Annotated in this window: 23 protein-coding genes and 1 tRNA gene; 14 read left to right on the top strand and 10 right to left on the bottom strand. The window is 66.8% G+C overall.

What is annotated here, in order from left to right; translation table 11 throughout:
- Positions 1–14: 14 nt before the first annotated feature.
- Positions 15–581, bottom strand: a complete 567-nt coding sequence (locus tag ACXAD2_RS17220; protein ID WP_475172200.1) for a hypothetical protein — start codon at positions 579–581, stop codon at positions 15–17.
- 242 nt (positions 582–823) lie between these two features.
- Here ACXAD2_RS17220 and ACXAD2_RS17225 point away from each other — a divergent pair, with 242 nt between their 5' ends.
- The 3 genes from ACXAD2_RS17225 to ACXAD2_RS17235 all read left to right on the top strand — a co-directional run bounded on the left by ACXAD2_RS17225 (position 824) and on the right by ACXAD2_RS17235 (position 5856).
- Complete coding sequence (locus ACXAD2_RS17225) at positions 824–2047, top strand: amidohydrolase family protein (protein WP_475172202.1); 1224 nt, start codon at positions 824–826, stop codon at positions 2045–2047.
- A gap of 184 nt (positions 2048–2231) precedes the next feature.
- A complete protein-coding gene (locus tag ACXAD2_RS17230; protein WP_475172203.1) occupies positions 2232–3386 on the top strand; it encodes an RsmB/NOP family class I SAM-dependent RNA methyltransferase in 1155 nt (384 codons plus the stop codon).
- 292 nt (positions 3387–3678) lie between these two features.
- Positions 3679–5856: an ATP-binding response regulator gene (locus tag ACXAD2_RS17235; RefSeq protein WP_475174928.1), complete on the top strand. Its 2178-nt coding sequence runs from the start codon at positions 3679–3681 to the stop codon at positions 5854–5856.
- Positions 5857–5865: 9 nt separating this feature from the next.
- On the opposite strand, the gene ACXAD2_RS17240 is transcribed toward ACXAD2_RS17235, so the two are convergent.
- Entirely contained in the window at positions 5866–6459 is a 594-nt protein-coding gene (locus tag ACXAD2_RS17240; protein ID WP_475172205.1) for a gamma-glutamyl kinase, read from the bottom strand.
- Between the two features lie 180 nt (positions 6460–6639).
- On the opposite strand from ACXAD2_RS17240, the gene recA reads away from it, so the two are divergent.
- Entirely contained in the window at positions 6640–7707 is a 1068-nt protein-coding gene (gene recA / locus ACXAD2_RS17245) for a recombinase RecA (RefSeq protein ID WP_066106368.1), read from the top strand.
- Between the two features lie 247 nt (positions 7708–7954).
- Positions 7955–8401: a DUF302 domain-containing protein gene (locus ACXAD2_RS17250; protein ID WP_475172208.1), complete on the top strand. Its 447-nt coding sequence runs from the start codon at positions 7955–7957 to the stop codon at positions 8399–8401.
- Between the two features lie 75 nt (positions 8402–8476).
- Here the strand turns inward: ACXAD2_RS17250 and ACXAD2_RS17255 are convergent, their stop codons facing one another.
- Positions 8477–8800: a HesB/IscA family protein gene (locus tag ACXAD2_RS17255; protein ID WP_164181885.1), complete on the bottom strand. Its 324-nt coding sequence runs from the start codon at positions 8798–8800 to the stop codon at positions 8477–8479.
- Positions 8801–8933: 133 nt separating this feature from the next.
- On the opposite strand from ACXAD2_RS17255, the gene ACXAD2_RS17260 reads away from it, so the two are divergent.
- The 7 genes from ACXAD2_RS17260 (at position 8934) to scpB (ending at position 17475) form a co-directional block, all read left to right on the top strand.
- Positions 8934–10100: a deoxyguanosinetriphosphate triphosphohydrolase gene (locus ACXAD2_RS17260; RefSeq protein ID WP_475172209.1), complete on the top strand. Its 1167-nt coding sequence runs from the start codon at positions 8934–8936 to the stop codon at positions 10098–10100.
- A gap of 88 nt (positions 10101–10188) precedes the next feature.
- Positions 10189–12054, top strand: a complete 1866-nt coding sequence (locus tag ACXAD2_RS17265) for a cation:proton antiporter (protein ID WP_475172211.1) — start codon at positions 10189–10191, stop codon at positions 12052–12054.
- Positions 12055–12187: 133 nt separating this feature from the next.
- Complete coding sequence (gene argS / locus ACXAD2_RS17270; RefSeq protein WP_475172213.1) at positions 12188–13930, top strand: arginine--tRNA ligase; 1743 nt, start codon at positions 12188–12190, stop codon at positions 13928–13930.
- A gap of 34 nt (positions 13931–13964) precedes the next feature.
- On the top strand, positions 13965–14996 hold the full coding sequence (locus ACXAD2_RS17275; protein ID WP_475172214.1) for an SPOR domain-containing protein: 1032 nt from the start codon (positions 13965–13967) through the stop codon (positions 14994–14996).
- Positions 14993–15994: a glycoside hydrolase family 3 N-terminal domain-containing protein gene (locus ACXAD2_RS17280; RefSeq protein ID WP_475172216.1), complete on the top strand. Its 1002-nt coding sequence runs from the start codon at positions 14993–14995 to the stop codon at positions 15992–15994. The genes ACXAD2_RS17275 and ACXAD2_RS17280 overlap by 4 nt, the downstream gene beginning before the upstream one ends.
- A gap of 4 nt (positions 15995–15998) precedes the next feature.
- Entirely contained in the window at positions 15999–16796 is a 798-nt protein-coding gene (locus ACXAD2_RS17285; protein ID WP_066106391.1) for a segregation and condensation protein A, read from the top strand.
- Positions 16797–16866: 70 nt separating this feature from the next.
- Complete coding sequence (scpB, locus tag ACXAD2_RS17290) at positions 16867–17475, top strand: SMC-Scp complex subunit ScpB (protein ID WP_475174931.1); 609 nt, start codon at positions 16867–16869, stop codon at positions 17473–17475.
- A gap of 96 nt (positions 17476–17571) precedes the next feature.
- On the opposite strand, the gene ACXAD2_RS17295 is transcribed toward scpB, so the two are convergent.
- A complete protein-coding gene (locus ACXAD2_RS17295) occupies positions 17572–18237 on the bottom strand; it encodes a DUF1236 domain-containing protein (protein ID WP_066106394.1) in 666 nt (221 codons plus the stop codon).
- On the opposite strand from ACXAD2_RS17295, the gene ACXAD2_RS17300 reads away from it, so the two are divergent.
- Complete coding sequence (locus tag ACXAD2_RS17300) at positions 18227–18520, top strand: hypothetical protein (protein WP_475172217.1); 294 nt, start codon at positions 18227–18229, stop codon at positions 18518–18520. The two genes, ACXAD2_RS17295 and ACXAD2_RS17300, sit on opposite strands and share 11 nt — an antisense overlap.
- Positions 18521–18620: 100 nt before the next feature.
- Complete coding sequence (locus ACXAD2_RS17305; protein ID WP_475172219.1) at positions 18621–19952, top strand: nucleotidyl cyclase domain-containing protein; 1332 nt, start codon at positions 18621–18623, stop codon at positions 19950–19952.
- A 24-nt stretch (positions 19953–19976) separates the two neighbouring features.
- Here ACXAD2_RS17305 and ACXAD2_RS17310 read toward each other — a convergent pair whose 3' ends face one another.
- The 6 genes from ACXAD2_RS17310 to plsX all read right to left on the bottom strand — a co-directional run bounded on the left by ACXAD2_RS17310 (position 19977) and on the right by plsX (position 24964).
- Positions 19977–21053, bottom strand: a complete 1077-nt coding sequence (locus ACXAD2_RS17310) for a 2'-deoxycytidine 5'-triphosphate deaminase (RefSeq protein WP_475172220.1) — start codon at positions 21051–21053, stop codon at positions 19977–19979.
- A 240-nt stretch (positions 21054–21293) separates the two neighbouring features.
- A tRNA-Pro gene (locus ACXAD2_RS17315) sits at positions 21294–21370 on the bottom strand.
- 495 nt (positions 21371–21865) lie between these two features.
- Entirely contained in the window at positions 21866–22303 is a 438-nt protein-coding gene (locus tag ACXAD2_RS17320) for a MerR family transcriptional regulator (RefSeq protein ID WP_475172222.1), read from the bottom strand.
- Positions 22304–22395: 92 nt separating this feature from the next.
- The gene (gene ihfA, locus ACXAD2_RS17325) at positions 22396–22698 is read right to left on the bottom strand and encodes an integration host factor subunit alpha (RefSeq protein ID WP_066106404.1); all 303 of its coding nucleotides are present in this window, start codon (positions 22696–22698) and stop codon (positions 22396–22398) included.
- Between the two features lie 173 nt (positions 22699–22871).
- Positions 22872–23843 (bottom strand): beta-ketoacyl-ACP synthase III, encoded by a 972-nt coding sequence (locus ACXAD2_RS17330; protein ID WP_475172228.1) that lies wholly within the window; start codon positions 23841–23843, stop codon positions 22872–22874.
- Complete coding sequence (plsX, locus tag ACXAD2_RS17335; RefSeq protein WP_164181902.1) at positions 23840–24964, bottom strand: phosphate acyltransferase PlsX; 1125 nt, start codon at positions 24962–24964, stop codon at positions 23840–23842. The genes ACXAD2_RS17330 and plsX overlap by 4 nt, the downstream gene beginning before the upstream one ends.
- Positions 24965–24985: the final 21 nt, after the last annotated feature.

The raw sequence follows: 24985 nt of genomic DNA on the forward strand, positions 1-24985 counted from the left end.
CCGCCCCCGGTGGATCATTTCTGCGGTCCGCAAGTGAGAAGCAAGGCATCGCCATTCAAGGCGCTCTCCTTAGGCGCATATTCGAGGCGAATTGCGATGTTCTCCTTCGTCGCCAGCCGCTCGATCCTTGTCCAAGCGTCCCTAGACGAGAGGTTGCGGAGCGACGCTCCGAGGTTGGGCACGTAATAGTAGCCTTTCTCTGTATAGTTTCCGCGTATGAAGGCGATCTGGACGTCTTGCATCACCCGCTCGATATCCGTGCCTCGGCGCCTGAGCGCCAAGATCGCGGCGCGCAGCACGCCGATCCAACTGAGGTCTCTTACCGGCTCGCCGTCGACGGTCGCCTTTATGACTTTCATATCTTTAGGGGGCGCTGATGCCGGGTCTGACGCGGGTCCTGAGATCGAGGCGGATGGTGGCGCAGCGGCGTCCTCTGCCTCGGACCCGGTGTAGAGACCGAGCTGACACATCGCGTCATTGACCACGGCCTCGACGGTCTCACTCGGCGTTACCGTGTCGTGCCATATCTTGAGCATCCGCAGGTTGGCGAATGTCGTCTCGTCGATCGTGATCGTGGGCATTTCGGCGCTCTCCGGTACGGGCGGAAGATGCGGCATTTAATGAAATCAATTCTGAATATTCGGTAAATTGTCCGAGGCCGGGTCCGAAGCTGTGGGCGGTAGGGCGCATCGCCTCTTTCCTGCGCAGCGCCGGTAGCGGGGGGCGCGATCCCGCGCCGCCTGTCTTGCTTTGGCGGAAACCCAATGGCTAGAAGCGGTTGAACGGTGCCGGGCGCGGCGCCTCCCAAGCGAAAGGCCTTGCCATGTCCCTCGATCTCGTCATCTCTCAGGCGCGGCTGCAGGACGGTGCGGAGCCGGTTGATATCGGCATCGCAGAGGGAAAAATCGCCGCCATCGCGCCGCGGATCGACAGTGATGCGCCGGTGCGAGAGGCGCGCGGCGGGCTGCTCATCCGCGGCTTTGCCGACAGCCATCTGCACCTCGACAAGGCCTGCATCCTCGAACGCGCGGTGAACGACAGCGGCACGCTCAAGGGCGCGCTTGAGGCGGTGACCGCGGCCAAGCGCGGTTTCACCCAAGAGGACGTCTACGCCCGCGGCGCGAAGGTGCTGGAGCAGGCGATCGGGCAGGGCACCACGCTCATCCGCACGCAGGTCGAGATCGACCCGGTGATCGGTCTGGCGGGGTTTCACGCGGTGCAGCAACTGGCCAAGGACTATGCCTGGGCGCTCGATCTGCAGATCTGCGTGTTTCCGCAGGAAGGGCTGTTGAACTATCCCGGCACCGAAGAGTTGCTGCGCGCGGCGCTGGCGCAGGGAGCGGATCTGCTGGGCGGCTGCCCCTATACCGACAGTGACCCGCATGGGCAGATCGTGCGGATCTTTCAGATGGCGCGGGAGTTCGATGTGGATCTGGATTTCCACCTCGATTTCGACCTCGATCCCGGCTGGCGGCATCTGGATGAAGTGGCGCGCCAGACTATCGCCTTTGGCATGCAGGGGCGGGTGGCGATCGGCCATGTCACGAAGCTTTCGATGCTGCCGCCCGAGGCGCTGGCGCAGAGCGTTGCGCTGCTGCGCGAGGCGGGGATCGCGCTGACCGTGCTGCCGGCCACCGATCTCTTCATCACCGGGCGCGCGTTCGATCATGCGGTGCCGCGCGGAGTGGCGCCGGCGCATCGCTTTCACGCGGGCGGCGTGTGCTGCACCGTGGCCACCAACAATGTGCTCAACCCGTTCACGCCCTATGGGGATTGCTCGCTGCCGCGCATGGCCAATCTCTTTGCCAATGTCGCGCAACTGGGGCAGGACGCGGATCTCAGCGCCTGTTTCGACATGGTGAGCGGCGCGGCGTTCCGCCTGCTGGGGCGCGATCCGGCGATCACTTTGGGCAGCGCGGCGGATCTGGTGCTGCTGCCGGGGGCGAGCCGGGCGGCGACGGTTGCCGAGATCGGGCGGCCCTTGTGGGGGATGCGCGCCGGACGGATGAGCTTTGAGGCGCCCGCGCCGCGGCTGCTGTGGCCCTGAGCTTGGGGCTTTGTAGGGCAGGCGCTGCGGGGAAAGCGCTGGACGCGCCGCGCCGGAGCCGGGTAGAGGGGCGCTGAACGGCCCAAGGCGGGCGAGGTAGAGGGGCAGGCGCCATGCAGCATTCCATCACAGGGCGGGTCAGCCGGACGATCACGGGCGCGGCCCTCTGGGCGGAGCGCGCAGCATGACCCCCGGCGCACGGCTTCAGGCCGCCGCCGAGGTGCTCGACCGGATCGCTGGCGGCATGGCGGCGGAACAGGCGCTGCTTGGGTGGTCGCGGGGCGCGCGCTACGCGGGCTCCAAGGACCGGGCGGCGGTGCGTGACCATGTCTTCGACACGCTGCGGCGCTGGCGCTCGACCGCCGTGCAGGGCGGCGGCGAGAGCGGTCGTGCGCGGCTCATCGGATTGCTGCGCCAGCAGGGGATCATACCCGAGACGCTGTTCACCGGCGACGGCCACGCCCCCGCGCCGCTGACCGATGCCGAGTTGGCGGCGGGCGCTCTGCCCGAGGGGGCCGAGGCGCGCGACATGCCCGATTGGCTCGACGCTCTGCTGACCGAAAGCCTTGGCGATGAGGCGGGTCCGGCGGCAGAGGCGCTGCGCGAGCGCGCGCCGGTGTTTCTGCGGGTCAACAGCCTGCGCGGGGATCTGGCCGCGGCGCAGGAGGCGCTGGCCGCCGAGGGTATCGAGACCCGCCCGCATCCGCTCGCCGCAGGGGCGCTCGAGGTGACCGAAGGCGCGCGCCGCATCGCGCAAGGCCGCGCCTTTGCCGAGGGTCTGGTGGAACTGCAGGACGTGGCAAGTCAGGCGGTGGTCGAGGCGCTGCCGCTGGCGCCGGGGCAGCGGGTGCTGGATTATTGCGCCGGGGGTGGGGGCAAGGCGCTCGCCATGGCCGCCCGCGCCGGCGGCGAGATCGAGGCGCATGACGCCGAGCCGCGCCGCATGTCCGATCTGCCCGCCCGCGCCGAGCGCGCCGGAGCCCGTGTGCGCCCCGTGGCCAAACCCAAGGGCAGTTATGATCTGGTGCTTTGCGACGTGCCCTGTTCCGGCAGCGGTGCGTGGCGCCGGGCGCCCGAAGGCAAATGGCGGCTGACGCCGGACCGGCTGCAGGAGTTGCAGAAGGTGCAGGCCGAAATCCTCGATATCGCTGCGCGGCTGGTGCGCCCCGGCGGGGTGCTGGCCTATGCGACCTGCTCGATGCTGGCACCCGAGAACGGCGCGCAGATCGCGGCGTTCACGCAGCGCCACCCAGAGTGGACGGTGACGGAGCAGCGCCAGTATCTGCCGCGCGACGGTGGCGACGGTTTTTATCACGCGCTCCTGAAACGCGCCTCCTGACACGCGCCTCCTGAAGCTCCCCTCCTGAAGCGTAATCTTGCCGCTCCATCCGCTGCCTGACGTCATGTCACGCCGCGGTTAACCTTTGGTTAATCCTGCATGTGCCACATGAAGACGTGATGCTTGTCGCGGGAATGGAGGCAGTGTGACGCAATCAGAGGCCTATGAGGCGAAAGCGCTGCCGCGGCAGCTGCGCGAGATGGTTCCGGGCCTCGTTTTGGCGACGGCCGGTCTGGGCTGCGTCGCCGCGGCGGCCTTGCTGCCGCCGCCGGGCGATATGGCCAGCGCCGAGATGGAGCTTGCGCTTTTTGCCGCGGGCGGCGCGTTCTTTGCGCTGGCAGGGTTGCTGGCGCTGCGGCGCGGTCTGGGGCGGCGGCGCGCCGGGCGCGATATGGCGGCGCTTGAGGGCCTCATCGAGGTGGACCCGGTGCCAGCGCTGCTCTCGGGCAGCGGCAGGCGCGTGAGCTATGCCAACCGCGCGGCGCGCGCTGGCTTGGGCGCGGGGCCGGGCGACCGGGTCGAGGCGGTGTTGTCGCCGCTGCTGCCCGACGCTGCGGCGCTGATCCAGCGGCTCTTGCTCCGCGCCGATGGCGAGGGCGGGGCCAGCGAGGATGTGGTGTCCTCTGCGGGGCGCTACCGGGTCACTTTGATCGAAACCGCGGGCACGGCTTGCTGGCGGCTCGAACGTCTGCCGCCGCGGCCCTTGGCCGATCCCGCGGTGCCGCCGCGCCTCCATAGCCCCGAAACGCCGGTGCTGACCGTGGGGCGCAGCGGCGCGGTGCTCTATATGAACGCGCCGGCGCGGCGCCTGCTGGGCCGCCGCATCAAGCGGCTCGACGAGGTGCTCGAGGCCGCGCCGCGCTCGGGCATGGTACAGCAGGTGGTCACGGCGGAAGGGCCGGAGAGTTTCGAGATCCATATCGCCGATGCGGGCGTGGGGCGGCAGGAAATCACCCTGCAGCGACTGCCGGACACCAACGGCGCAGCGGTGCGCGACGGCGTTGACGAGCTGCCTGTGCCGCTGCTGCGGCTGCGCCCTGACGGGCTGATCCTGCGCGCCAACCCCGAGGCCTGCCGCATGCTCGAGGTCACCAGCGCCGATGGCAGCCGGATCGGCGAGCATATGGAGGGGCTGGGCCGTGCGATCACCGACTGGTTGGTGGATGCCGCCGCGGGCCGTGGCCTGCACCGTTCGGAGTTCCTGCGGCTGGTGCGTCCGGACCGCGAGGTGTTCGTGCAGGTCACGCTCAACCGTGTGATGGAGGGCGGACGCGCCGAGCTTGTCGCGGTGCTGAACGACGCGACCGAGCTCAAGACGCTCGAGGCGCAATTCGTCCAGAGCCAGAAGATGCAGGCGATCGGCCAATTGGCCGGAGGCGTCGCGCATGATTTCAACAATCTGCTGACCGCCATCTCGGGCCATTGCGACCTGCTGCTGCTGCGCCATGATCAGGGCGATGCCGACTATGCCGACCTCATGCAGATCAACCAGAACGCCAACCGCGCGGCGGCGCTGGTCGGGCAGTTGCTGGCCTTCTCGCGCAAGCAGACGCTCAGCGCCGAAAAGCTCGACCTGCGCGACACGCTGTCGGACCTCACCCATCTGCTCAACCGGCTGGTCGGCGAGCGGGTCAATCTGACCCTGCGCCACGATCCGGTGCTGCCGCCGATCCGCGGCGACCGCCGCCAGCTCGAGCAGGTGATGATGAACCTCGTGGTCAACGCCCGCGACGCCATGCCCGAGGGCGGCGAGATCACTATCGAGACCGAGCGCTGCGTGCTGCACGACCCGCTGCAGCGCGACCGCGCGCGGGTCGAGCCGGGGGCCTATGCCTGCGTGAAGGTGGTGGATCAGGGCGTCGGCATCCCGCAGGACAAGCTGCAGAAAGTCTTTGAGCCCTTCTTCACCACCAAGCGCACGGGCGAGGGCACGGGGCTTGGCCTGTCGACGGTCTATGGCATCGTCAAACAGACCGGCGGCTTCATCTTTGTCGACAGCGTGCTGGGCGAGGGCAGCTGTTTCACGCTGCTCTTCCCGGCCCATGAGCAGGCCGCCGAGGTGGAAGCGGTGAGGCCTGAGGAGAGCGCCAGTTCAGCGCCGCGCGACGGCAGCACCGTGCTGCTGGTCGAGGATGAAGCGCCGGTGCGCGCCTTTGCGGGCCGGGCGCTGCGGCTGCGGGGCTTTGAGGTGATCGAGGCCGAAACCGCCGAGGAGGCGCTGGAGATCCTTGCCGATGCGAAATTGCACGTGGATGTCTTTGTCACCGATGTGGTGATGCCGGGGCTCGACGGACCCAGCTGGGTGCGCCGGGCGCTGGTCGACAGGCCGGGCACGCGGGTGGTTTTCGTGTCGGGCTATGCCGAGGAAGCGCTCGACAAGAGCCGGATCGAAGTGCCCAATTCGGTGTTCCTGCCCAAGCCGTTTTCGCTCAGCGATCTCACCGAGACGGTGCAGCGGCAGCTGGCCTGAGGGGCGGGCTCAGCCAGCCCGCTCCCAAAGCTCGAAATCCGCCGAGCATTTGCGGCGCAGCTTGGCTTCGATCTCGGGCGACAGCGCCAGATCGGCGCGCGGCGAGACATTCTCGCGCGGCAGATCCAGTTGCAGCCCCAGCCGCTCCTCCAGAAACCCGGTGATCACCGCCTGGTTCTCGTAGCGGAACAGATGCGTGACGTTGGTGCCATTGGGCCGCGGCTCGACGAATTTCGCCTGACTGCCGACATTGGCGAAGGGCGGGCGCTCGCCGCGGGTATAGGCGTCGACGAAATCATCGAAGCTGAGGCCGCGGGTCGAGGTGGGCTTGCCCTCCAGAAACCCGCGCTGGCGATAGCGATACCACGAGCCGAGCCAGGACACCGGCTCGCGCACCACGGCCATAAGCTCCATATGCTCCACGCCCATCTTCTCGAACATCGGCCGGAAGAAGCGGTTGTAGCGGTAGACCGGCGCGTGTTTCAGCTCGGGCGGATCGAGCACCGCCATCGACGCATGTGGCCCCAGCGCCGCCTCATAGGCAGAGGTTCCCGTCTTTGGCACCGCCAGCAGCACCAGCCGCGCCTTCCAGAACACCAGCATTCCCGTCCCCAGCTTTGTCTTTTTGCCGATAAACTACTCTTTAACCATGTTTCGCAAGACTTACGTGAGTTCGTGCTTGAAATGTTCTCTTTTTGGTCTCATAACGGCGAGTAAGAACAAGAGGCGAACAAAAGCAGCGATTGCCGCCCCGGACGCGGTGTGAAATAAGGATCGGAAATCATGGCAACGGCAGATCTTCTGACTATGGACAGCAAGCGCAACGCGGACAGGCAAAAGGCACTCGACTCGGCGCTGGCCCAGATCGAGCGGCAATTCGGCAAGGGCTCGATCATGAAGCTGGGCGGCGACAACGCCCTGCGCGACATCGAGGCAACCTCCACCGGCTCGCTGGGGCTCGACATCGCCCTCGGCATTGGCGGCCTGCCCAAGGGCCGGATCATCGAGATCTATGGCCCGGAAAGCTCGGGCAAGACCACGCTCACCCTGCATGCGGTGGCCGAGGAACAGAAAAAGGGCGGCGTTGCGGCTTTTGTCGACGCGGAACACGCGCTTGACCCGCAATATGCCAAGAAACTGGGCGTCGATCTTGACGAGTTGCTGATCTCGCAGCCCGACACCGGCGAACAGGCTCTGGAAATCACCGATACGCTGGTGCGTTCGGGCGCGGTCAGCCTCGTGGTGGTCGACTCCGTCGCCGCGCTGACCCCCAAGAGCGAGCTTGAGGGCGACATGGGCGACAGCTCGGTCGGCGTGCACGCCCGTCTGATGAGCCAGGCGATGCGCAAGCTCACCGGCTCGATCGCGCGCAGCAACTGCATGGTGATCTTCATCAACCAGATCCGGATGAAGATCGGCGTGATGTTCGGCTCGCCCGAAACCACCACCGGCGGCAACGCGCTGAAGTTCTACAGCTCGGTGCGCCTCGACATCCGCCGCATCGGCTCGATCAAGGACCGGGACGAAGTGGTCGGCAACGCCACCCGCGTCAAAGTGGTGAAGAACAAGGTCGCGCCGCCGTTCAAGCAGGTCGAGTTCGACATCATGTACGGCGAAGGCATCTCGAAAACCGGCGAACTGCTGGATCTTGGGGTCAAGGCCGGCGTGGTCGACAAATCCGGCGCCTGGTATTCCTACGGGGACGAGCGCATCGGTCAGGGGCGTGAGAACGCCAAGAACTACCTGAAGGAAAACACCCAGATCGCCACCGAGATCGAGGATAAGATCCGCGCGGCGCATGGGCTCGAGTTCAACGGCGGCGACGGCGACGACGCGGTCACCGAGGACTGAGGCGCGGACCACGGGTAGCTGACCGCCAGTAGGGGCCAGCAGTGGGGACCGCCAGCACGGACCACTGACGCGGCGCCGGTGGCGCGGTCGAGATACGCGTATTTGAAATGAGAAGAAGGGGCGGGCCTTGGCGGGCGCGCCCCTTTTTTCCTTTGCGGTAGCGGGCTGTGGCGGTGGCGGAGAGGCTTGCGGGGAACCTCTGGCGGCGGATGCTGGTTTTGGATCTGCAGCTTTAGGGAGGAGCGATATGAAACATCTTCTTGCACCCATCGCGCTTGCGGCGCTTTTGCCCGCCGCGGCTTTCGCGGATGTGGAACGCGTGCAGGCCGAAGGCTCGGTGGCCGAGGTCGCCGACCGGCTCGAGGCCAGTGTCAAAGCCGCGGGAGCGAGTGTTTTTGCGCGGGTCGATCACGGCGCGGGCGCGCGGGCGGCGGGGATGGAGCTTGCCGAGGCGCAGCTTTTGATCTTCGGCAACCCCAAGCTCGGCACGCCCGCCATGCAGGACGACATGCGGGCCGGGCTCTACCTGCCGCTGAAGATGCTGGTTTATGCGGGCGAGGATGGCGAAACGCAGATCCTTTGGGAGGAGCCGGAGGAGACCTTCGACGATCTCGATATCGATGATGACGCCGCGTACATCGAGAAGATGGAGGAGGCGCTGGAGCGCTTCGCCAAGGCGGCCGCCGGGGAATAGGCGCGGAAAGCCTTGCAGCTAAACAAAAAAGCCACGGCACTGCCGTGGCTTTGATGCGTCATGGGCAGGGCGCGTTTACATCGAGAAGCTGGTGCCGCAGCCGCAGGAGCTGGTGGCATTGGGGTTCTCGATGGTGAAGCGCGCGCCGATCAGCTCTTCGGAGAAGTCGATCACCGCGTCGGTCAGGAAAGGCAGCGAGACGCTGTCGACCACCACGCGCTCACCCTGACGTTCGAGCACCAGATCGTCCTCGGCGGCCTCGTCGAGGCGGATGTCATACTGAAAGCCCGAGCAGCCGCCGCCTTCGACGGCGATGCGCAGCGCCTTGCCCTGCGCGCCCGCACCGATCTCGGCGAGGCGCTCATAGGCGCGGTCAGTCACTTTCGGGGGCAGGTTCATGGGCGGCCTCAAAGGTTTATCTCCCGGTCGGTCCATAATATAGGGATCCTCAAGAGCAGCGGCAACCACCCGGCACAGCCGTGCCAAGCACCGTGCCGTGAGCCGCGACCCGATGGGCTGAAAGGCTGAAGAGATGGCTATCTATTCCTGCGCCCCCGAAGGGGCGAGACCCCGCCGCGTGGCGGAAGAGGAAAGCGCGTTCCGCTCGTGCTTTCAGCGTGACCGCGACCGCATCATCCATAGCTCGGCCTTCCGCCGGCTCAAGCATAAGACGCAGGTCTTCGTCGAGCATGAGGGCGATTTCTACCGCACCCGGCTCACCCACAGCATCGAGGTGGCGCAGGTGGCGCGCACCATGGCCGGCGCGCTGGGGCTCAACACTGACCTGACCGAAGCGGTGGCGCTGGCGCATGACCTTGGGCACACGCCCTTCGGCCATACCGGCGAGGATGCGATGCATGATCTGATGGCGCCCTATGGCGGCTTCGATCACAACGCCCAGACGCTGCGCATCGTCACCCGGCTCGAGTGCCACTATGCCGAGTTCGACGGGCTGAACCTCACCTGGGACACGCTCGAGGGGATCGCAAAGCACAACGGCCCGCTGCTGCCGCTGAAAGAGGGCGAGACGCTGCCGCTGGCGCTGGCCGAATATAACGCCGAGCATGATCTGGAGCTTCACACCCATGCCAGCGGCGAGGCGCAGGTGGCGGCGATCGCCGACGATGTGGCCTATAACAACCATGATCTGCAGGACGGGCTTCGCGCCGGGCTGTTCACCGAAGAGGATATCGCCGATCTGCCGCTGATCGCGCCCGCCTATGCCGAGGTTGACCGGCTCTATCCGGGCCTCGACGCCTACCGCCGCCGCCATGAGGCGCTGCGCCGGGTGTTCGGCTATATGGTCAGCGACGTGATCGACACCAGCCGCGCCCGCATCGCTGCCGCGAACCCGCAGAGCTGCGACGACATCCGCGCGCTTGGCCATCCGGTGGTGGCTTTCTCGGATGAGATGTACCGCGAGCTGAAACAGGTGCGCACGTTCCTCTTCACCCGCATGTATCGCGCGCCTTCGGTGGTGGTGATCCGCGAGAAGGTGACGCAGGCGCTGATGGAGCTGTTCCCGATCTATATGAACAACCCGCTGCTTTTGCCGGCACGCTGGCGCGCGACCGAGCCGCGCGGCGAGACCGAGCTTGCGCGGATGGTGGCCGATTATGTGGCCGGGATGACCGACCGCTTTGCCCTGCAGCAGCATGCCAAGCTCACCGGCAAGGATATCCTGCACGACGTGCCATAGGCCCGTGTTAGCCTGTGCTCTGGACAGAGCCGCCCCGCGGACCAGATCATGGACGCGGGAGGCGCGGGACAGACGAAAGGGCCCATGAATGACCGGACCTGATATGGGCGGGATCGACCCTATACTTGGCTTCGCCCTCGTGGGCGCGCTTGGCGTGGGATCGCAATGGCTTGCATGGCGGATGAAGCTGCCGGCGATCGTGGTGATGCTGGTGGCGGGGCTGGCCATCGGGCCGGGCTTCGGCATCCTCGATCCGCATGGCGATTTCGGCGAGCTGATGGAGCCGATGCTGGCGATCGCCGTGGCCATCATTCTTTTCGAAGGCGGGCTGACGCTGAACTTTCAGGGGCTGCGCGACGCGCGGCTCGGGGTGCGGCGGCTGATCTTTGTCGGCGCGCCGCTGGGCTGGCTGGCTTCGGCGGCGGCGCTGCATTGGGTGGCGGGGCTGAGCTGGGAAAGCTCGGCGGTCTTTGGCGGCATCATGATCGTCACCGGCCCCACGGTGATCGCGCCGCTCTTGCGGCAGGCGCGGCTGAAACACCGACCCTCGGCGCTGCTGCAATGGGAAGCCATCGTCAACGACCCGGTCGGCGCGCTGGCGGCGGTGCTCGCCTTCGAGGTGGTCACCGTGCTGGCCGATGCCGTGTCCATGAGCGAGGCGCTGGTCGACATCGCGGTGGGCATTCTTGCGGCCTCGGCGCTGGGGGTGCTGGGCGGCTGGGGGCTGTCGCAGGCCTTCAAGCGCGGCAAGGTGCCCGAATACATGAAGGTGCCGGTGCTGTTCGTGTCGATGCTGGCGGTCTTTGCGCTGGCCGACTCGGTGCTGCATGAGAGCGGGCTGCTGGCGGTGACGCTGATGGGCGTGTGGATCGCCAACGCCGGGCTCGCCAGCTACGAGGAGATGCGCCGCTTCAAAGAGCACGCGACGATCCTGCTGGTGTCGGGCGTGTTCATCCTGCTCGCCGCGAACATGAGCCGCGAGACGCTGGCCTCGCTCGATTGGCGGGCCGCAGCCTTCGTGTTGTCGGTGATCCTGCTGGCGCGGCCGATTCCGGTGCTGATCTCGCTTATCGGCACCAATCTGCCGTGGTCCGAGCGGTTGCTGGTGGCCTTCACCGGGCCGCGCGGCGTGGTGCTGGTGGCGGTGGCCGGGCTGTTTGGGCAGCGGCTGGTGTCGCTGGGGGTCGAGGACGCGGGCCGCATCCCGGCGCTGGCCTTCGCGCTGGTGGCGGCGACGGTGGTGCTGCATGGCTTCACGCTGGCCCCCATGGCGCGGCTTCTGGGGCAGACCGCGACCGAAACGCCCGGCGTGCTGATCACCGGCGGCTCGCGCTGGTCCGTGGCGCTGGGTCTGGCGCTGAAGAAGCTGGAACTGCCGGTGCTGATCGCCGATCCCAACCACGCGCATCTGCGCGACGCGCGCAAGGCGGGGCTGGATACGTTCTTTGGCGACATCCTGTCGGAAGCCGCCGAGCATCGGCTCGATCTGGTGAGCTACGAGCATCTGATCGCCGCCACCGACAATGACGCCTACAACACGCTGGTCGCGACCGACCTTGCGCCGGATTTCGGGCGCGAGCACATCTTCCAACTCAAGCCGCAGCGCGACAGTTCGACCCGTCACGCGCTGCCCGCCACGCTTGGCGGGCGCCGCTTCGGGCCGGACGAGAGCTATTGGGAGGGCAACGCGCGCATCTCCGAAGGTTGGGAGTTCCGCGTCTCAAGGCTCACCGAAGAGTTCACGCTGGAAAACTGGCGTGAGATGAACCCGCGCGGGCACATCGTGGCCGATCTTGGGCCCAATGGCACCTTCCGCCTGCTTGGGCCGGATGATGCGCCGAAAGAGGCCGACGGCGTGCGGCTGGTGGTGCTGGCGCCCAAGCGCGAAGAGCGCAAGGAAGACCGCCGCGACGAGAACGGCAATGACACGCTGAAGGGCGCGAAAGCGGTCTAGGGCAGGGGCCGGGCATGGGTTTCGGGGCCGCCTGCGGGCGTTCCGGCACATTCCCGGCCATTCCGCCGCTCTCTGCATTTGACCCTGCGGGCCAAGATGGTAGAGGAGCATCCGACCGTATGGAGACAGATAGATGAACCTCTTCACCGACATTCGCGCGCTTGTCCTTCAGGCAATCGAGGCGCTGCAGTCCGAAGGCGCGCTGCCCGAGGGGCTGGCGACCGCCGCCGTGACGGTGGAGCCGCCGCGAGACCCCTCGCATGGCGACATGGCGACCAATGCCGCGATGGTGCTGGCCAAGCCCGCCAAGCAAAAGCCGCGCGACATCGCCGAGGCGCTCGCCGCCAAGCTGGGCGCCGACAGCCGGATCGCCAGCGCCGAGGTTGCGGGCCCGGGGTTCCTCAACCTGCGCCTTGACCCGTCGGTGTGGCAGGCGCTGCCCGCCACCGTGCTTGAGGCCGGCACCGACTATGGCCGCTCGGACATGGGGCAGGGGCTGAAGGTCAACGTCGAATATGTCTCGGCCAACCCCACCGGCCCGATGCACGTGGGCCATACCCGCGGCGCGGTCTTCGGCGATGCGCTGGCCTCTCTGCTGGATTACGCGGGCTACGCTGTGACGCGCGAGTATTACATTAACGACGGCGGCGCGCAGGTCGATGTGCTGGCGCGGTCGGTGTACCTGCGCTACCTCGAAGCGCATGGCCGCACTGTTGAATTCGAAGCCGGGACCTACCCGGGCGAATATCTCATCGGCGTCGGCGAGAAGCTGAAGGCGCAGGTTGGTGACAAATATGTCGATCAGCCCGAGGCCGAATGGCTCGAAGAGGTGCGCAACTTCGCCACCGACGAGATGATGGGCATGATCCGCGAGGATCTGGCGCTGCTCGGCGTGAAGATGGATCATTTCTTCTCGGAAAAGTCGCTCTACGGCACCGGCAAGATCGAGGCCGCCATTGCCTCGCTGACCGAGAAGGGCCTGATCTACCGCGGCGTGCTGGAGCCGCCGAAGGGCAAGAAGCCCGAGGATTGGGAGCCGCGCGAGCAGACCCTCTTCAAGTCGACCGAGCATGGCGACGACGTCGATCGTCCGATCATGAAGTCGGACGGCAGATGGACCTATTTCGCCCCCGACATCGCCTATCACTACGACAAGGTGAGCCGCGGCTTCGACATGCTGATCGACGTGTTCGGCGCCGACCACGGCGGCTACGTCAAGCGGATGAAGGCGGCGGTTTCGGCGCTGTCCGATGGCAAGGTGCCGCTGGATATCAAGCTGATCCAGCTGGTTAAGCTCTTCAAAAACGGCGAAGAATTCAAAATGTCCAAGCGGGCGGGGACCTTTGTCACCCTGCGCGACGTGGTCGAAGAGGTTGGCCCCGATGTCACCCGTTTCGTCATGCTGACCCGCAAGAACGACGCCTCGCTGGACTTCGATTTTGCCAAGGCCGTTGAGCAGAGCCGCGAGAACCCGGTGTTCTATGTGCAATACGCCCACGCGCGGGTCTGCTCGGTGATGCGCAAGGCGCAGGAAGCGGGGATCGACGTCAGCGATGCGGCGCTGTCCAAGGTCGATCTGTCGGGCATGACCCATGAGGCAGAGCTGGCGCTGGCCAAGAAGGTCGCCGAATGGCCGCGCCTCGTCGAGATCGCCGCCAAGGGCCACGAGCCGCATAAGGTTGCCATCTGGCTCAACGAACTGGCCTCGGATCTGCACGGTCTGTGGAACCGCGGCCACGACGAGCCCGACCTGCGCTTCCTGCAGGACGATCCGACTGTCAGCCAAGGCAAAATCGCGCTGGCGCGGGCCGTCGCGGTTGTCATTTCGGCGGGTCTTGGTATCTTGGGCGTGACCCCGGCAGAAGAGATGCGCTGACAAAAGGCGCCTCGGGGCAACAAGGCAGAGCAAGATGGCCGGCAGCGACACCCGTCGCCGGCCCGACAGGCAGACCGAGGCAGACATGGCGGACTACCCGGCGGATTATTCCGCGGACTACCCCGATTACCCCTATGAGGGGCCGGAGGCACCGGCCCCGTCCGGGCGCCGCGCCGCATCGCTGGCCAATTGGGCCGGTGCGGCGGTGTCGCTGGCGCTGGTCGTTGGCGTTGGCGTCTGGGGCTACGATCTTCTGATGCGTGATGTGAACGGGATCCCCGTGGTGCAGGCCATGGACGGTCCCATGCGTGTGGCGCCCGAGGATCCGGGCGGCTCCACCGCCGACCATCAGGGGCTTGCGGTCAACGCCGTGGCCGGGACCGGCACCGCCGAGGGCGGCGCGGACCGGCTGCTGCTGGCGCCGCAGGGCATCGGTCTGTCGGACGAAGATATCCCGCAATCGCGGCTGGCCGAGGCGCGGCGCAACGCCGACCGGATCGAACCGGCGGCCTTGTCCAGCGACGCGTCCGGCGAGGGGCTGAGCGATGATCTGGCCGAAGGCGGCGAGGTCGATCCGATCCAGGCGCTTGCCGATCAGATCGCCGCCAATGCCAAGCCGCTCAGCGATCTGGATGGCGAGGATGGCGAGGGCGAACTGGTCGCCAGCGTCACCGGCGCCGCGCCCGCGGGCGCGCTGATCCGCTCGCTGCGGCCCTCCACCCGACCCGGCGATCTGCTGAACCAGCCGGTCGCATTGGCCCCGGCAGAGCCCGAAGCCGTTGGTCCCGAAGAGATCAGCCCCGACACGCTGCCCGCGGGCACACGGCTTGCGCAGCTTGGCGCCTATGTCAGCGCCGATGTGGCGCGCGAGGAATGGCAGCGCTTCAGCGCCCGGTTTGGCGAGTTCATGGACGGCAAGGATCGGGTGATCGAAAAGGCAAGCTCGGGCGGGCGCACCTTCTACCGGCTGCGCGCTGCGGGCTTTGACGATCTGGCCGACGCGCGCCGCTTCTGCGCCGCCTTCGTTGCCGAAAACGCCGACTGCATCCCGGTGACCACCCGGTGAGCCGCTTTGGGGCGACCATTCTGGCGCCGCTCGGCCCGGTGCTGAGCGAGGACGAGGCGCGTTTCTTTGCCGAAGCGCGCCCGTTCGGCTTCATCCTCTTTGCCCGCAACCTTGAAACGGCGGAGCAGATCCGCGCACTCTGCGACGATCTACGCGCTGCTGTGGGCTGGCACGCCCCGATCTTCATCGATCAGGAGGGGGGCCGCGTGCAGCGCCTGCGCCCGCCGCTCGCCACCGAGTTCCTGCCGCCGCTCGATGAGGTGATGCAGGCCGGAGCCAACGCCGCGCGCGCCATGGAACTGCGCTATCGCCTGATCGCCGCCGAGCTTCTGGCGCTGGGGATAGACGGCAATTGCGCGCCCATGCTCGATGTGGCGCGGCCTCAGACCCATGCCTTCCTGCGCAACCGCTGCTACGGCGAGAGCCTGTCGCAGGTGGTCGAGATGGGCAAGGCCGCGACCAAGGGCATGGTCGATGGCGGCGTGCTGCCGGTGATGAAACACCTGCCCGGTCATGGGCTTGCGCAGCTCGACAGCCACAAGGACCTGCCGCGCATCGACGCGCCGCGCGGGGAACTGGAAGAGGTGGATTTCGCCGCCTTCCGGCCCTTCGCCGATCTGCCGCTGGCGATGACCGCGCATCTGGTCTTTGAGGGGCTCAACACCAAGCCCGCCACCATCGACCCGGCAATGATCACACTCATTCGCGAAAACATCGGCTTTCAGGGCCTGTTGATGACCGACGACATCTCGATGGAGGCGCTCTCGGGCAGCATCGGCGAGCGCAGCGCGGCCTCGATTGCCGCGGGCTGTGATCTGGTGCTGCATTGCAACGGCAAGATGCCCGAGATGGAACAGGCTGTGCGAGAGGCCGGCTCGATGACCGAGGCCGCGCAGGTGCGCGCCGAGGCGGCGCTGCGCACGCGCACCGTGCCTGCCGAGATTGACATAGCGGCCCTCAGGGCCGAACGTGAGGCCTTGCTGGCCGGGCACCGCTGATCACATGCAGGACAATTCGCAACTGGAGTTCGAGACGCTCAGCGTCGCCGACCGTCTTGCGGCGGAGGCGCTGATCGTCGACGTCGAGGGCTATGAGGGGCCGCTCGACCTGCTGCTGTCGCTGTCGCGCACGCAAAAGGTCGATCTGCGCAAGATCTCGGTGCTGGAGCTGTCGCGCCAATATCTCGCCTTCGTCGAGCGCGCCAAGGAGCTGCGCATCGAACTTGCCGCCGACTATCTGGTGATGGCCGCCTGGCTGGCCTTCCTGAAATCGCGCCTGTTGCTGCCGCCCGACCCCACCGAAGAGGGTCCGTCGGGCGAGGAACTGGCCGCCCACCTTGCCTTCCAGCTCGAGCGCCTGCAGGCCATGCGCGACGTCGCCGCCCGGCTGATGGCGCGCGACCGTCTGGGGCGCGACTTTTTCGCCCGTGGCATCCCCGAAGACATGCAGCGCGTGCGCAAGGTGAAATACACCGCCTCGCTGATCGACCTGATGCAGGCCTATGCCCGCATCCGTACCCGCGACGAGTTCCGCCCCTTCGTGATGGACCGCCACGACGTCTTCACCATGGAGCAGGCGCTCGACCGGATGCGCGGGCTGATGGGCTTTGCCGGGGAGTGGACCGACATTTCCGGCTGGCTGCCCGATGGCTGGTCCGAGGATCCCATGCGCTGGCGCTCTGCCACCGCCGCCACCTTTGCCGCCTCTCTGGAACTGGCCAAGGAAGGCCATGTGGAGATCCGGCAGGACGAGACCTTCGCGCCGATCCATCTGCGCAAGAGAGAGACCCCGCGTGAGTGAAGATATCGACGATTTCCGCCCCGAGCAGCCTGCCGAGGAGGATCAGGACAGCCTGTTCGAGGCACCGCCCATGGGCGCGCAGGAGCGTATGGTCGAGGCCATCCTCTTTGCCTCCGCCGAGCCGGTGACGGTGCGCGAGCTCGAAGATCGCATGCCGCATGGCTGCGATCCCGCCGAAGCGCTGGCGCATCTGCGCAAACGCTATGAGGGGCGCGGCGTGCATGTGGTGCGCGTCGGCGACGCTTGGGCGATCCGCACCGCGCCTGACCTCGGTTTCCTGATGCAAAAGGAAACGGTGGAGACCCGCAAGCTCTCGCGCGCGGCGATCGAGACACTGGCGATCATCGCCTATCACCAGCCGGTCACCCGCGCCGAGATCGAGGAGATTCGCGGCGTCAGCGTTTCGCGCGGCACCATCGACCAGCTTCTGGAGATGGAGTGGATCCGCTTTGGCCGCCGCAAGATGACCCCGGGCCGCCCCGTGACCTTCGTGGTGACGCAGGATTTCCTCGACCAGTTCGGGCTGGAGAACGCGCGCGACCTGCCGGGGCTGAAGGAACTGCGCGCCGCCGGTCTGCTCGACAACCGCCCGCCGCCGGGCAGCATTTCGCTGGGTCAGAGAGACGCGGACGACGAGGAAGACGAAGCCCCCGGTCAGTCGGAACTGTTCGAAGACTGACCTCGTCTTTGCCAGCCCAAGGCGCGCCGCAGACGTCAAAAGGCCCCGATCAATCGGGGCCTTTCGTATTTATAATCAGGTTATTGCGGCGCTAAGTTAGCGCACGACCTGAACGATGCGACGGGTCTCGGGGTCGATCAGCACGGTCTGCTGGTTGACGTTGAGATACTCAAAGTCGCTCTCCGGCACCTCATAGACCTCGATCTCCTGCGGGATGCCCGCGCCCACGGCAACTTCACCGTTCAGATAGACCGGCTCGACCGGGTTGCGCTCGATATAGGTGACGGTCTTTTCTTCGGCGTTGTTTGCCGCGCCGGTCACGGCACCCAGCACCGCGCCTGCTGCGACGGCAGCCGGGCCACCCACCAGCAGCGAGCCCACGGCCGCGCCCCATGCACCGCCGACGCCTGCGCCAGCTGCGGCATTGTCCTTGTCTTCATAGGTGATGGTTTTCACCTCAACACGGTCGCGGTTTTCGTAAAGCACAACCGGCTCGTCCTCGACCGGGGTGGTCAGATAGGCGGAATAGGCCCAGCCTTCCACACCTTCATAGCTCACCTCGCACCATTCCGCGTCTGCCAGGCAGCCCTTCACGTCAACCTCGGCGTCCGAGGGGATCACGTTCTCGATCTGGTACTGCGGGCCAGGGCCTGCGCGCAGGTTCAGCTCGGTGGTGGCCGAGGCGCTCATCGCGGCGGAGACGGGAGCGGCAACCAGAGCGGCAAGCGGCAGCGAAAGCAGAAGCGTTTTCTTGGTGGTCATCGGAATAATCCTTTCTGATCTTTGGCGGCCGCGCTGCGATCCGCCGTTCTGGTGCCTCAACCGCAAGATCAGAAAAACCGTTCCCGCAAAGATGAAAAAACCGCCTGAAGTGATTGATATTTCATTCTTTAGGCGGAATTGCGCTTGGCGGCTTGCGGGATTGGAACAAGATCGCAACGGGGGAGTTATCTTGCCCTCGCGCGATCTTGGGCATGCTTTGGTCGTCGCCCGGCAGCCGGTGATGGCAGGGCCGCGCAGGTTTTCGTCAAATGCGCCGGAGTAAGTCGCAGATCGTTGTGCGGCGGCGGCGTCATCTAAAGCCCGCCTTAACTGCGATCTGCGAGGATGCCTGTCTTACCAAGCGAATTCCGGAGGCCGGACAGGTGGATCACAGTGCAAAATTTCAGGCTCTGACGGCGCAGAACGGCGTGTTTCTCGCGCCCGCCCATCCCAGCCTTCGGCCCCTCGCGTGGACGCGTACGGTCTGTCTGGTGCTGGCCGGTGCGCTGCTGCTGATCGCGGCAGAGGGGCATATTTACGGCATCTCGCGTCTCTATGCGCCAAGCGGCGACGCGGCGCTCTCTCTGCCGACGCTGCTGGCGGGGGTCGCGGCGCTGTCGGCGACGCTGCTGCAGCGGCCCCTGCGCCGCTCTGACGGGCGCGAGACGCTGCTTTGGCTCATGGTCATTGCGCTGTGCCTGCTCACCGGGCTCGGCTACCGCGCCGGGATCGATGTGGGCGCCGGGCGCATGGGCGGCAACACCGCGGTGTCCTTCGTGCTGCTGGCCGGGGCGCAGCTGTGCTACCGGCGGCTGCCGCTGTCGTCTTTCAGCCTGACGCTGATGACCATGTTCCTGCCGTTCATCGCCGCCGTGGGCTATCTCAATGGCCAGCCCGTGATGTTCGGCGATATGTCCCTGTCCACATCGCTGCTGCTGCTGGCGCTTGGGGTGGCAAATGTTTCCAGACATGCCCGCCGCGCGCTGCTGCGGCCGCTGGTCAGCGGCTCGTCCTCGGGGCGGATCGTGCGCGGCATCCTCCTCGCGTGGCTCGTGCTGGTGGCGGTGCAGGCGGTCTCTGTCCGCTTCGTGCCGGGCCCTTGGCTGGAATTGTCGAGCGTGACGCTGATGCTGGTCGACACGCTGGTGATGCTGGCGGCGATCCTCTTTCTTGGCGGCAAATATGACGCCAGCGCCTCGCGGCTGCGTCTCACCGAATGGCGCCTCTACCGTGCCGCGATGCGCGATCCGTCGACGGGCATGCGCACCCGGGCCTCGGCAGAGCTTTACAGCGCCACCTTCGGGCCGCTGACCAGCCAAGGGCTCGTGCTGCTCGAGGTTGAGGGGATAGACGCGCTAGAGGCGCGCTATGGCCGCACCGCGGCAGAACGGGTGCTGCGGCTGGTCTCTGTCGGCCTTCACCGCGACCTCGCGCCCGAGGAACTGCTTTGCCGGGACGAGGATATGGGCCTCATGCTTCTGGCCCGGAACTGCACCCTGGATTCGCTGACGATACGGGCGCAGGACCTCTGCGCGCGGGGCGGCGAATTGCGCGATCCCGAGCGGGAGCTGCTGCCGATCGCGCTCACCGCTGCCGTGGTCATGGCCCGGCGCGGCGACGGCGATCTGGGGCCCGCGCTGCGCCGGGCGCGGCAGGCGCTGGATGAGGCCCGCAAGCAGGGCGAACGGGGCGTGGTGCTCTGTGAGGCGGCGTGACGCTTCGGCGGTCAGCGCCGGGTCTTAGCTGCGAAAGTGTTTCGACAGCTTCAGGCCCTGACCCTGATAGTTCGAGGCGATCCCGGCCCCGTAAAGCTGCTCTGGCGGCTCATCCATACGCTCATAGACCAGCCGCCCGACGATCTGCCCATGCTCAAGCACGAAGGGCGCTTCGTGGCAGCGCACTTCCAGAACCCCGCGAGAGCCGGTGCCGCCAGCCGCGGAATGGCCAAAGCCCGGATCGAAGAAGCCCGCGTAATGCACCCGGAACTCGCCGACCATGGCCAGATAGGGCGCCATCTCGGCGGCATAGAGCGGCGGAATATGCACCGCCTCGCGGCTGACGAGAATGTAAAATGCGTCGGGGTCGAGGATCAGCTGCCCGCGCGAGGCCTGCAGCGGGTCCCAGAACTCCGCCGGGTCATACTGCCCGATCCGGTCGAGGTCGATCACCCCGGTGTGCGGCTTGGCGCGCCAGCCGACAAGCTCACCAGCGCCGGGCTGCAGGTCGACGGAAAAGCCAAGGCCCTCACCGATCACCGCCGGGCCGCCGCTGACCAGCGTTTCGGCCTCATGCAGTGTGGTGAGCTCGGCGTCGCTCAGCACCGACTGGCCGCGCCGAAAGCGGATCTGGTTGAGCCGCATGCCGGTGCGCGCCAGCACCGAGAAGGAGCGGGGGCAAATCTCGGCGTAGAGCGGGCCTTTGTATCCGGGCGCGATTCGATCAAACTCGGTGCCGCCATCGGTGATCGTGCGGGTCAGCAGGTCGAGCCGCCCGGTCGAGCTTTTGGCATTGGCGACGGCCGAAAGGTCCTGGGGCAGATCGAGGCTTTCGAGCAGCGGCACCACATAGACGCAGCCCTTCTCCAGCACGGCGCCTTCGGTGAGGTCGACGCGGTGCATCTCAAACTCTTGCAGCCGCGCGTCCAGCGGGCGTCCGGCTCCGGCGAGGAAGGAGGCGCGCACGCGGATCGCCTCATGGCCGAGTTGCAGATCGAGGCTGGCGGGTTGGATTTGCCCCTCGACGAGCGGTGCTGCGCTGCGGATGGCTCCGCTGTCGACGAGCGCCGAAATCTGCTGGCTGGCGAGCACCCCTGTCATGGTCACGATCCCCCGGTATTGCGTTGAACTTGCTTAGCAAGCGGCGTGGGCGAGGGGAACGGCAAATGCGCGCGGGCGGCACTTCGGGCGCGGCTGTGTGACAGCGGCCAACAGGGCGACGGGTTAGCTACGCTCAAGGGCGAGCGGTGCAACTTTTTGGTGGTTTTGGAGAGGCTTACCTCTGGCCGTTTCTCTCACCCCGAGGGGCGGATCAAGTCAGAAACGGCGGCGGGGGTGAATTGGTCGGGCTAGCAGGACTCGAACCTGCGACCTTCCGTCCCCCAGACGGACGCGCTACCAGGCTGCGCTATAGCCCGACTTGTGAGGCCGGTATTTACTGGTTCTGAGCGCAGGCACAACCCCTAATGCGCAAGTTTTTTCACCAATTTTCTCACGCTGCCGAATGGCTGTCGCGCGCGGCGACGAAGGCGCGCAGCGCGGCCAGTTTGGCGCGGGCGGAAACCGCTTTCTGCGCGGTCAGTTGCGGGGCTGTGGCGAGCGCCGTGAGCGGGCCGGACGCGGGCTGGGGTAGGCTGTCGAGCTGCGCGACCTCGGGCAGCGGGGCAGCGGCAGCGGGGGCGCCTTCCGCGCTTCCGGCCTCGGGCAGAGGCGTGGCGCCGCGGTCCTCCAGCGATTGGGTCAGGAAGCCGGGGAGCGGCTCTTCCGGGGTGTCGTCGGGCTCTGCGGGTAGGGCCTCAGCGTCTGCCTGAGGGTCGGGCTGCCAGAGCGCATCATCGGCGGTGGCCTGCGGGTCCGGATCGCTGGCCTCGGCAAAGAGCGGAGCGTCGGGCGCAGTGGAGTCGGGCTGGGGGTCAGGCGCCGGTTCGGCGGAGGCAACCGAACTCGGCCTCGGGCAACGCGGCCTGCGGCTGCGCGAAGGGCAGGACGGTGGCGCTGTCTTGTTGCGGCGCGCGCTCGGCAGCGGTCGGCGCGGCGGGGGCCTCGGCGATGTCCTCGCCGCTTTCGTCCAGCAGGCCGGGCGGCGGCGCGATGGCCGCCACATGTTTGACGCCCTGTTCGCGCAGCACCTTCTGCACGCCCTTGATGGTCAGCCCGTCGTCATGCAGCAGCTGCCGAATTCCGGCCAGAAGCGCGACGTCATTGGGCCGGTAATAGCGGCGGCCGCCGGCGCGTTTCACGGGTTTGACTTGGGTGAACTTGGTTTCCCAGAAGCGCAGCACATGCGCTGGGGTCTCCAGCAGTTCGGCGACCTCGCTGATGGTGCGGAAGGCGTCGCGCGACTTGCTCATGTGGTCGGTCCCCTCAGAAGCGCCCCCCAGACGAAGCGCTGGGGCGCGGGGCGGAGGGGACGCAGGGTTGCAGTTGGATCAGCGCGGGCCGCTCAGGACTTGTTGCCCTCGGCCACGCGTTCTTTCATCAGGTGCGAGGGCCGGAAGGTCAGCACGCGGCGCGGCTGGATCGGCACTTCTTCGCCGGTTTTGGGATTGCGGCCAATGCGCGCCGCCTTGTCCCGCACCGAGAAGGTGCCGAAGGACGAGATCTTCACCTGTTCGCCGCGCACCAGCGCGTCGGACATGTGCTGCAGCACGGATTCGACCAGTTCCGCGCTTTCATTGCGCGACAGGCCCACTTCGCGAAACACGGCTTCGCTCAGGTCCATCCGGGTCAAAGTCTTGTCACTCATAGTGGCAGCCTCCAAAGGTTGCGGCCAAGCATAGGGGGCAGGCGGATTCCGAGTCAAGCGCGCGGAGCGTCCTCTTGCCGTGCAAGGGCCGGATTTTGCCGGAGTTTTCGGGCTGGGGTGCGGGCCGGGTGGGAAGCCGGGCCCAGGATTGCGGCAGGGCGAGGCGCTGGCGCTTACCAGCGCAGCACCACCGCGCCCCATGCGAGACCGCCGCCGATGGCCTCGGTGACCACAACGTCGCCGGTTTTGATCTTGCCTTCGGCCTTGCCGACCGAGAGCGCCAGCGGGATCGAGGCGGCGGAGGTGTTGCCGTGATCCTGCACGGTGACCACCACCTGCTCCATCGGCAGGCCGAGCTTTTTCGCGGTGCCGTTGATGATGCGGATGTTGGCCTGATGCGGCACGACCCAATCCACCTGTTCCGAGCTGATCCCGGCCTTTTCCATCGCGGCGGTGGCGGTCTTGGCCAGCTTCTCGACCGCGTGGCGGAAGATCTCCTTGCCCTCCATCCGCAGGTAACCGATCGACTGTGTGCTGACCCCGCCGTCGACATACAGCAGATCGCGGAAGTTGCCGTCGGAATGCAGATCGACCGAGAGAATGCCGCGGTCGGCAGAGGTGCCCTCGCCCTCATCCGCCTCGAGCAGCAGCGCGCCCGCGCCATCGCCGAAGAGCACGCAGGTCGAGCGGTCGGTCCAGTCCATGATGCGCGAGAAGGTCTCGGCGCCGATGACCAGCACGCGTTTGGCGGTGCCCGCGACGATCAGCGCGTTGGCATTGGCCAGCGCATAGACAAAGCCCGCGCAAACCGCCTGCACGTCAAAGGCAAACCCGCCGGTCATGCCGATGCGCGCCTGCACCATGGTGGCGGCGGAGGGGAAGGTGAGGTCGGGGGTCGAGGTGGCGACGATCAGCGCGTCGACCTCGGAGGCGTCGACGCCGGCATCTTTCAGCGCGGCGGCGGCGGCATGGGCGGCGAGGATCGAGGTGGTCTCGCCCTCGGCGGCAAAATGGCGGCGTTCGATGCCCGAGCGGGTGCGGATCCATTCATCGGAGGTGTCGAGGGTTTTCTCGAATTCCGAGTTGGGGACGATGCGCTCCGGCAGGTAATGCCCGACGCCCGCGACCTTTGCCCGTATGCTCATATGCCTGTTCCGCTCTTTTTTGTCTCTGTGGCTTCTGCCGGCTCTGTGGCCTCTGTGGGCTCTGCGCTTGCGGCAGAGGCGGCAACCCGTGCCGCCAGTCTGTCGCCAAAGCCCGACTGCGCGAGGTCATAGGCCAGTTCCACCGCTGCTGCCACCCCGGTGGCATCGGCGGCGCCATGGGATTTCACCACGGTTCCGTTCAGCCCGAGGAACACGCCGCCGTTCTTGCGGCGCGGATCGACGCGCGCCTGCAGCCGCTTGAGCGAGCTCAGCGCCAGCAGGGCCGCAAGCCGCGACAGCGGCGAATAGGTGAAGGCCTCGCGCAGCAGCTTGTTGATCAGCGAGGCGGTGCCTTCGCCGGTCTTGAGCGCGATATTGCCGGTGAACCCGTCGGTGACGATGACATCGCAGCGCTTGCCGGGGATGTCTCCGCCTTCGACGAAGCCGACGTAATCGAAGCTGCCCGCCTCGGCGTTCGCGGCGATCAGGTCATGCGCGGCCTTCAGCTCGGCGCGGCCTTTGTGCTCTTCGGTGCCGACGTTCAGCAGGCCGACACGCGGGCGCGTCAGCGACAGGCCGTTGCGGGCGTAGGACGCCCCCATCATCGCGTATTTCAGCAGATCGTCGGCGTCGGCGCGGATGTCCGCGCCCACGTCCAGCATCACGTTGAACCCCTGCGGGTTCAGCGAGGGCCAGAGCACGGCGATGGCAGGGCGGTTCACCCCGGGCAGCTTGCGCAGCCGGACCATCGACAGCAGCATCAGCGCGCCGGTGTTGCCGCAAGACACGGCAACGGTGGCCTCACGGTTGCGCACCGCGTCGAGCGTGGACCACATCGACGTGTCCTGCCCGTTGCGCATCACGTGGCTGGGTTTGTCTTCCATCGACACGACGCCGGAAGCGTCGCGGATCTCGACCTGGGCGGGCAAGCCTTTGTGCTTGTCCACCAGCGGGCGCAGTTCTGCCTCGGGTCCGTGCAAAAGGAAGCGGACATCGCGGTGCTTCCGCGCAAAGGCGGAAAGACCGGCAACGATGGTTGCCGGCCCGCGATCGCCACCCATGGCGTCGATGGAAAGGACCAGAGGCCCGCGCGCTTGACGGTTATCCGTTGCGGATGTCATGCGACGACCGGGCCTTTCAGC

The sequence above is a fragment of the Salipiger sp. ABN3_019 genome, assembly GCF_056158605.1.